Origin of the sequence: Gordonia rhizosphera NBRC 16068, assembly GCF_000298195.1 — a bacterium.
In the GTDB taxonomy this organism is placed as follows: domain Bacteria; phylum Actinomycetota; class Actinomycetes; order Mycobacteriales; family Mycobacteriaceae; genus Gordonia; species Gordonia rhizosphera.
The window spans coordinates 1-8110 of sequence record NZ_BAHC01000004.1; the positions used below are offsets into that span (position 1 = coordinate 1).

The following is an 8110-nucleotide window of genomic DNA, read 5'->3' on the forward strand; positions in this document are numbered from 1 at the left end:
TGCGTCCGGCGGACATCCGGCCAGCAGCGACAGTTGCGAGTTCCACATGTCGGCGGGGGTGTCCGGCGCGAGCCGCAGCGTCCAGTGCCGTCCGTCCCGGATCACCTCTTGATCGGGCAGATCGAGTTCGACCGCGCCACCGTCGAGGGCGACGCGCCGGCGCAACTCCCCGAAGGCGGGGAGCGCGGCGATCGACGGGTGCAGACGTCGCGCCGCGGCATCGGCGGACACCCCCGCATAGTCGAGTTTCGCCACCGACCGCACCCGCGCCCGGCGCAGCGTCGCATCGGTGGCCGTACCGTCGGCGCTCACCCGGATGGTCCAGAGCATGCAGGGTCGCGTCCGATCGGGCAGCAGCGACCCCGCACCCTCCGACAATGAGCGCGGGTGCAACGGGACCGAGCGGTCCGGCAGGTAGATGGTCGTGCCCCGTCGACGGCTCTCCTGGTCGAGGGCACCTTCGGGGACCACGAGTGCGCCCACGTCGGCGATCGCGTAGTGCACGAGGAATCCGTCCGCGTCGGCGGTGATGTGCACGGCCTGGTCAAGGTCAAGCGAGGTCGGCGGATCGATCGTGACCAGCGGCAGATCGGTACGGTCCTCCCGGTCGGCCGCGTACCGGTCCTCGGCGTGGTCGGCCTCGTATTGTGCCTCGGCTCCGTAGTCCTCACTGACCCCGAGTTCGTCGCGGATCGCGCCGAAGTCGATCTCCGGGGCGGACAGAAAGCGCTGCACACCCCGACTCTAGTGCGTGTCCGGAAGGTCACCGGTCCGACCGGAGCGGGGGCGAACGAGCCGGCGTGTAAGCCGGATCCTGTCCCCGGTCGGTGACCGGGTGGCGACCATCCATCTGGGTATCCCGTCGCCGGGTACCTCGAGCGGCCCACCCGCGGGCTCGGGCGAGCAGCCCTCGAACACCCGCGCACCCGCACTCCGGATCGCTCCGAGATGCGAGCTTCGGCCTTGCTCCGGGTGGGGTTTACCGAGCCGGCGCGGTCACCCGCGCCGCTGGTGCGCTCTTACCGCACCGTTTCACCCTTACCGGCGCCCGATCCACGCGGGACCCGACGTCGGCGGTCTGTTTTCTGTGGCACTGTCCCGCGGGTCACCCCGGGTTGCCGTTGACAACCACCCTGCTCTGCGGAGTCCGGACTTTCCTCGACGACGGCATGCCCAGATCCCTGGGCCGTTCCGTACGCCGCGGCCGCCCGGCCGACTCGTTCGCTCACACAGGATAGCCGGGCGTCCTCGTCACTCCAGGTGACCGGTGTCGTTGACGAGCCGCACCACCGAACCGCCGTCGGGGAAGAACTCGGCGATCGACAGCGAGGCGAGGTCCAGGTGCAGGCGGAACAACAGTTCCGGGCCGGTACCGAGCGCATCGCGCAGCAGCGACTTGATCGGCGTCACATGCGACACGACGACCACCGTCTGACCGGGAAACCGCTGCAGCAGACCATTCTTGGCCTCGACGACACGCTTACCCACCTGGGCGAAGCTCTCCCCGCCCGGAGTGGGGACCTCGGTGTCGGCGAGCCATCGGGCGTGCAGCTCCGGATCGCGTTCGGCGGCCTCGGTGAAAGTGAGGCCCTCCCAGGCCCCGAAGTCGGCCTCGATGAACCCGTCGTCGACGACGATCCCGAGGCCCAGCCGGTCGGCGACCGCCTGTGCCGTCGTCCGGGCACGCTCCAGCGGTGACGACACGACCGCAGCGATCTCGGGCATGCCACCCAGGCGCGCGGCCGCCCCACGCGCCTGCGTCACGCCGGTGTCGGTCAGTGCCGGGTTGCCGCGTCCGGAGTAGCGCCGCTCCACCGACAGCGGGGTCTGCCCGTGACGCAGCAGCAGCAGCCGGGTGGGCCGGCTACGTTGTCCCTGCCAGGTGGGTGCCTTCCCGCCGGCCATTAGAGGCCCGATTCCGCGGTCCGCACCAGCACCGCGCCGCACTCCTCGCACTGCACGACATCGTCGGGTTCCTTCGCCGCGATCGAGGCGAGCGTGCCGCGGTCGAGTTCCATCCGGCAGGCGCCGCACCGGCGCGCCCGCAGCAGACCCGCTCCGACGCGGCCGGCTGCGCGCTGGCGGTCGTAGATCGCAAGGAGGTCAGGGGTGATCTCCGCGGCGAGTTCGTCGCGGCGCCGCGCGGCGACCGCACGGTCGGCCTCGATCTCCCCGAGTGCGGCCGCGCGTCGCTCACTCAGGGTTGCGAGTTCCCCGTTGAGGTGGGAGATGGTGGCGCCGGCGCGCTGTTGTTCGGCGGCGAGCGCCTCCTGTTGTTCCATCACGCCGAGCATGTCGTCCTCGAATGCTTCGCGCCGTCGGGCCAGACTCGTCAATTCGTGCTGCAGCTCCGAGAGCGCCTTGGGTGCCAGGCCACCGCCGGTGAGCAATTCGGCATCGCGGGCCTCGCGAGCCGTCATCCCGGTGACCTCGCCCTCGATGCGGCGGTACTCGCGCGTGAGGTCCTCGGCCGAGATCTCGGCTCGGACCAGGTCGTCGCGCGCTGCCTCCAGCCGCTTGTCCAGGTCGGCGAGCTCGGCGTCCTCGGCGAGATGCGTGCTGCGGTGGTCGAGCCGCGCGATGTCGGTGTCGGCGGTGGCCAGATCGAGGAGTAGTCGTTGAATCCCGGCATCCACTTTCATCGTGCCCACCTCCGGCGTTGCCACACCGCGACGCACCCGTCGTCGTCGCCGTATCCCTGTGCTGTTCTGCCGATCTGTGCCGTGCCGGCCCGATCGGTGCCCCATACGGTACGCGCCCGTCGTGGCCCGGTGCACCGAGGATCGAGGTCTACCGCCCGGCGGCCACGATGAACGGATCGGTGGGTTCTCGATGGACGGCGACGGTGACGTCGAGGGCTGCGACAAGGAGGTCGGCGACCTGATCGCACCACGGGTACTCGCTCGCCCAGTGACCGGCGTCGACCAGCACCGGTCCGCCGCGGCGCGCGCTCTCGTCGGCGGGGTGATGTCGCAGGTCCCCGGTCACGTACAGGTCGGCACCGGCCGCAGCCACCGCGCCGAGCAGCGAGTCACCGGCACCGCCGCACACCGCCACCGTTGTGATCCGGGCGTCCTGGTCACCCGCCATGCGCACCCCGGACGGGCTGCGCAGCCGGTCGACGACAACCCGCGCGAACTCTGAGGCCGTGATGGGCTGCGGCAGCCGTCCGATTCGCCCCAGCCCCACCCGTCCGCCGGCGTCGGCGAGTTCGAGGATGTCGAACGCCGGTTCCTCGTACGGGTGGGCGCCACGCAGCGCCGACAGCACTGCTCGGCGCAGCCTTCTGGCGGCGACCATCTCGACGCGCTCCTCGTCGACGCGCGTGCGTTCGCCGATCACCCCGATCGCCGGGTTGGCCGCGGCCTGCGGTTCGAACTGTCCGGTGCCGACCACCGACCACGAACAGTCCCGGTACTCCCCGATCGACCCGGCGCCCGCCGCGAACATGGCCTCGGTGACCTGCTCGGCGTTGCCCTCCGGCACCATGACCACCCACTTGTCCATCTCTACGGCCGGTTTCGGTGCGATGGGGACGGTGTCGACGACACCGAGCAGATCGGCGAGGGCGTCCGACACACCCGGCCGGGCGCTGTCGGCGTTGGTGTGCGCAGTGAACAGCGCGATGCCCGAGCGGATGAGTCGATGCACGATGCGTCCCTTGGCCGTGTCGGCGGCCACCGAATCCACCCCGCGCAACAGCAGCGGATGATGGGCCACCACCATCTGCGCGCCCATGGCGACGGCGGCGTCGACCACGGCGTCGGTGACGTCGACACACGCCAGGATGCCGGAGACCGACTCCGACGGGTCACCGCACACGGGCCCGACCGAGTCCCAGTCCTCGGCCAGATGCCGCGGGTAGGCACCATCGAGCACCGCGATCACCTCGGCGCCCGTCACCGTCGCACTCATACCCCGATCTCCTTCCGAATCGCCGTGATGGCCTCGATCAGTGCCGCGGTCGTCGCCCGGTCCCGCACGGCCAGACGCACGTGGTCGTCGTCGAGACCCACGAAGTTGGCGGCGCTGCGCACCGCGAAACCCCGCTCACGCAGCTGCTGTTTGATCTCCAGCGCCCGCGGCAGCGTCACCAGGACGAAGGATGCCTGCGGCGGTACACACACCTTGATGCCGGCCGCGCCCAGCATGTCGAACATCACGGCGCGGTCGGCCGCGATCGCCCGGCCCTGCGCCCGCGCATGGTTCTGGCCGGCGGCGCCCACGCACTCGGCGAGCGCGGTCAGTGCCAGAGTGCCCAGCGGCCACGGACGTCGGCCGTGGGTGAGCCGCGCGACGACGTCGGGGTCGGCCAGCAGGTATCCGGCACGCAAGCCGGCGAGTCCGAAAGTCTTCGTCACGCTCCGGATGACGATGACGTCCGGCGCCGCCGGCGACGCGACCGAACACGGCTCGTGACGGCCGTTGACCGGATCGAGGGTGATATCGGCGAAGGCCTCGTCGACCACCACGATGCGACCGGGCCGGCGCAGCGCCTCGATCGCCGAGATCGGGTGCAGCACCGAGGTCGGGTTGGTCGGGTTGCCGAGCACCACGAGGTCGGCGTCGTCGGGGACCGCCCCCGACGTCAGCGCCCAGGGCTCCGGCAGCACGACGTCGGTGATCGGTACGCCCGCCGCGGCCAGCGCCATCTCGGGTTCGGTGAACGACGGCTGGATGAGTGCGGCATGCCGCGGCGCCAGCTTGGGCAGCATCTCGAAACCCTCGGCGGCCCCCGACAGCAAGAGCACCTCGTCGGGTCGCCGGCCGTGGGCGGCGGCGATGGCCTCGATCGCCCGCCGTTCGTCGGCCGCCGAGGGATATCCGGCCAGATCACCGATCCGGGCGGTCAGGGCGTCCCGCAGAAAGGCCGGCGGACCGCCCCGCACGTTGACCGCGAAATCGATCAGCCCCGGCTCCGCGTCGGCATCGCCGTGCCGGTCGCGCGCGAACAGCCCCGATGTCATAGATCATCACATTACGTGCACGATAGAACGGTGACCGAGATGCCTGAGACCGCCGCAGCCCCCGCTGCACTGCCCGATCCCACCGATCCGTCGACCACCCTGCTGGTCGACCTCGACGGGACGATCACCGACAGTTTCGCGGGCATCGCCAACAGCTTCCGGCACGCCCTGGCCTCCGTCGGCGCCCCGGAACCGCCCGCGGAGGTCGTCGCGGGGATCGCCGGTCCGCCGATGATCGACACCTTGACCGCGATCGGCCTCGACCCGTCGACCGCCGATGCCGCGATGATCGCCTACCGCCGGCGCTATACCGAGGTCGGCTGGCTGGAGAACTCGGTCTTCGAGGGCATGGACTCGGTGCTGGCCGACCTGTCCGCGGCGGGCCGCACCCTCGCGGTGGCGACGTCCAAGAACGAGGTGACCGCGCACGTGATCCTGGAGCATTTCGGCCTGGCACACCACTTCCGGGTCATCGCGGGTGCCAGCGACGACGGGCTTCGGCGGGCCAAATCGGATGTCATCGCCCATGCACTCGAGCAGTTGGGCATCGAGACCGATCCGACCAGTGGTGTGACCGCCGCACCGGTGGTGATGGTCGGTGACCGGGCCCACGACGTCGAGGGTGCAGCGACGTTCGGGATCCCAGCGATCCTCGTCGGATGGGGTTACGCTCAGGACGGGGAGGATGGCTCGGCAGCGTGGAGTGTCGGGTCGATTGCACATCTGCGCGAGGTATTGGGTGTCTGAGCAACTACACGTCTGTTTCGTGTGCACCGGCAACATCTGTCGGTCGCCCATGGCACAGAACATCTTCCGCGCCGCACTCGACGAGGCGGGCCTGGCCGGCCGGGTCCGGGTGAGCAGCTGCGGCACGAGCGGCTGGCACACCGGCGAACCGGCCGACAACCGCACCCGCACCGAACTCCTGGCCCACGGCTACTCCGACGCCCATGTCGCCGAGCAATTCTCGCCCACCCATTTCGACGCCGACCTGCTCGTCGCCATGGACGCCGGACACGTCCGGGACCTGGAACGCAAACGGCTCGGCAACCGGGTGCGGCTCCTGCGCACCTTCGACCCGACCGCCGGTCCCGACAGCCTCGACGTCAGCGATCCGTACTACGGCACGTCCGAGGACTTCGCCGCGACCCGCGAACAGATCGAGGCCGCCGTCCCCGGACTCCTTGCCTGGGTGCACGCCACCCTCGACGGCGCCTGAGGGCCCCACCTCGCGCACCCCGGCCGGTCCGGGGAGGCGAACCGTCCCGCGACCCGCGTCAGTCGGGCAGCAGGAGGTTGTGCACGAAGCGCATCTTCTCCAGCACCGGATCGGCGAGCACGAACGGATACAGATCCGGATGCCCCATGGACCGGTTGATCTGGTTCAGCGCCCACGTCAGCGGTAGCCACCACTCGATGATCCGATCGAAGCCCACGTCACCGGGTAGCGTGCTGTCCAATGTCGAACCGGCCGGGGCCATCGCGAAGGCGGCGGCGGTGTCGAGGGTGTCGCGGATGTGCAGGTAGTGCGCGAACGTCTCGGCGAAGTCCTCGGCTGGATGCATGGTGGCGTAGGACGAGACATAGTTCTGCCGCCAGTCGGGCGGCGCACCCTGGGAATAGTGCCGGCCCAGGGACGCCTGGTAGTCGAGATCCGGGTCGCCGAACAGCTCCTCGAATCGCGGGCGGACGTCGTCGTCGATGATCGCCATCTGGTAGTAGTGCCCGATCTCGTGGCGGAAGTGTCCGAGGACTGTGCGATAGGGCTCGTCGAGCTCGACTCGCATCTGTTCCCGGTGCACGTCGTCTCCTTCCGCGAGGTCGAGGGTGATGACTCCGGAGGCGTGGCCGGTGACCACCGGTTCGTGAGCGCTGGACAGCAGATCGAAGGCCAGCCCGGTTTCGGGGTCGTCGTCGCGGCCTCGGCGGGCCAACCCGAGTTCGTCGAGTTCGAGGACAAGCCGGCGCTTGGCTGCCTCCGCACGACCGAAATCCGGCAACGAATTGAGGTCGGAGTCGGCCGGCCGGGTTCGGGTGAGCCGGCACGACTCACACAGGCCCGGCACCCCCGTCCACGGCACAAGCCAGTTGCATTGCGCCACCTTGGTGTTGGCGCACCGCTCGACCAGCTTTCCGTCGATCTCGGTGCGGCCGCGTTCGTCGAGGACATGGATGGTACGGGTCGCCAGCCAGAACCCGAGCGGGCTCTTGCAGTGCAGGCAGAGACTGTTCTCGAACGAGAGTCGCTGACCACACTTCCGACAGAGGAAGTCTCGCATTGCTTTCACGCTACCTGCCGATCAGCGCCCTTCCCGGTAGCGGCGCGCACACCGGCCGGTCGCGTCGGTACCGTTGTGGGGTGCATGTCGTGCGGACGTTCCTGCGGCCCGGGTGGATCGCCCTGGCGGTGGTCGTCGTGGCCTTCGCCGCACTGTGCTTCAGCGTCCTCGCACCCTGGCAGCTGGGCAAGAACACCGCCACCGACGAGCGCAACGGGCTCATCAAGACCGCCGTGTCCACACCCACCGCACCGCTGAGCGAGGTCGCTCCGGCGGGCCGGGGATTCGACCCGTCGACGGAGTGGCGTGAGGTGTCGATGACGGGCCGCTATCTCACCGACCGGGAAGTGCTCGTCCGGTTGCGTTCGGTCTCCGAACGGCCGGCCGTCGAGGTGCTGACACCGTTCGCGATCGGCGACGGTTCCCGGGTGGTGCTCGTCGACCGCGGATATGTGCGCCCCGAGCAGGGAGCCCTGCCCGACGTTCCGGTCGCACCCTCGACCGAGACGACGATCGTGGGCCGTATCCGCAAGAGTGAGGGCACCACGCCCGGGCGGGGCGCGCACTCCGAGGCGGGCGCCCTGGCGGTCTACACGATCGACCCCGTCGAGGTGGGCCGGGCCACCGACACCGCTCTCGACCCGTTCTATCTGCAGTTGTCGCCGGGTCAGCCGGGGGCTCTCGGTGAGATTCCGCTGCCCCAGCTCGACTCGGGTCCATACCTGTCCTACGGGCTGCAGTGGTTGGCGTTCGGCATCATGGCACCGCTCGGTGCCGGGTATTTCATCGTCTCCGAGGTGCGGCAGCGACGGCGCGCCGCCGCCGCGCGAGCCACTGCGGACACCGAGGGTGTGCCCTCATCGG

General features: G+C 70.0%; 9 protein-coding genes and 1 other RNA gene. 3 read left to right on the forward strand and 7 right to left on the reverse strand.

All coding sequences use genetic code 11. The features are described 5' to 3' along the window. The 6 genes from GORHZ_RS00260 to cobC form a co-directional block, all read right to left on the reverse strand. On the reverse strand, window positions 1-735 hold a 735-nt coding region (locus GORHZ_RS00260), incomplete at its 3' end, for an RNB domain-containing ribonuclease (RefSeq protein ID WP_006329139.1). Window positions 736-787: 52 nt separating this feature from the next. Next, window positions 788-1220, reverse strand: an RNA gene (gene rnpB / locus GORHZ_RS29330) — RNase P RNA component class A. A gap of 31 nt (window positions 1221-1251) precedes the next feature. Continuing rightward, a complete protein-coding gene (locus tag GORHZ_RS00265; protein WP_006329141.1) occupies window positions 1252-1905 on the reverse strand; it encodes a histidine phosphatase family protein in 654 nt (217 codons plus the stop codon). Next, on the reverse strand, window positions 1905-2642 hold the full coding sequence (locus GORHZ_RS00270; protein ID WP_006329146.1) for a zinc ribbon domain-containing protein: 738 nt from the start codon (window positions 2640-2642) through the stop codon (window positions 1905-1907). The genes GORHZ_RS00265 and GORHZ_RS00270 overlap by 1 nt, the downstream gene beginning before the upstream one ends. 148 nt (window positions 2643-2790) lie before the next feature. After that, a complete protein-coding gene (locus GORHZ_RS00275; protein WP_006329147.1) occupies window positions 2791-3915 on the reverse strand; it encodes a Nif3-like dinuclear metal center hexameric protein in 1125 nt (374 codons plus the stop codon). Then, on the reverse strand, window positions 3912-4967 hold the full coding sequence (gene cobC, locus GORHZ_RS00280) for an Rv2231c family histidinol phosphate aminotransferase CobC (RefSeq protein ID WP_006329148.1): 1056 nt from the start codon (window positions 4965-4967) through the stop codon (window positions 3912-3914). The genes GORHZ_RS00275 and cobC overlap by 4 nt, the downstream gene beginning before the upstream one ends. Window positions 4968-5006: 39 nt before the next feature. Here cobC and GORHZ_RS00285 point away from each other — a divergent pair, with 39 nt between their 5' ends. After that, entirely contained in the window at window positions 5007-5714 is a 708-nt protein-coding gene (locus GORHZ_RS00285) for an HAD hydrolase-like protein (RefSeq protein WP_006329149.1), read from the forward strand. Then, complete coding sequence (locus GORHZ_RS00290; RefSeq protein ID WP_040529480.1) at window positions 5707-6186, forward strand: low molecular weight protein-tyrosine-phosphatase; 480 nt, start codon at window positions 5707-5709, stop codon at window positions 6184-6186. Before GORHZ_RS00285 ends, GORHZ_RS00290 begins: the two co-directional genes overlap by 8 nt. 58 nt (window positions 6187-6244) lie before the next feature. Here GORHZ_RS00290 and GORHZ_RS00295 read toward each other — a convergent pair whose 3' ends face one another. Then, window positions 6245-7246, reverse strand: a complete 1002-nt coding sequence (locus GORHZ_RS00295; RefSeq protein WP_006329151.1) for a zinc-binding metallopeptidase family protein — start codon at window positions 7244-7246, stop codon at window positions 6245-6247. A gap of 80 nt (window positions 7247-7326) precedes the next feature. Here GORHZ_RS00295 and GORHZ_RS00300 point away from each other — a divergent pair. Then, on the forward strand, window positions 7327-8110 hold a 784-nt coding region (locus GORHZ_RS00300), incomplete at its 3' end, for an SURF1 family cytochrome oxidase biogenesis protein (RefSeq protein ID WP_006329152.1).

Coding starts and splice junctions, on each gene's coding strand:
- GORHZ_RS00265 (WP_006329141.1), bottom strand. CDS start 1,905: ATGGCCGGCGGGAAGGCACCCACCTGGCAGGGACAACGTAGCCGGCCC.
- GORHZ_RS00270 (WP_006329146.1), bottom strand. CDS start 2,642: ATGAAAGTGGATGCCGGGATTCAACGACTACTCCTCGATCTGGCCACC.
- GORHZ_RS00275 (WP_006329147.1), bottom strand. CDS start 3,915: ATGAGTGCGACGGTGACGGGCGCCGAGGTGATCGCGGTGCTCGATGGT.
- cobC (WP_006329148.1), bottom strand. CDS start 4,967: ATGACATCGGGGCTGTTCGCGCGCGACCGGCACGGCGATGCCGACGCG.
- GORHZ_RS00285 (WP_006329149.1), top strand. CDS start 5,007: ATGCCTGAGACCGCCGCAGCCCCCGCTGCACTGCCCGATCCCACCGAT.
- GORHZ_RS00295 (WP_006329151.1), bottom strand. CDS start 7,246: ATGCGAGACTTCCTCTGTCGGAAGTGTGGTCAGCGACTCTCGTTCGAG.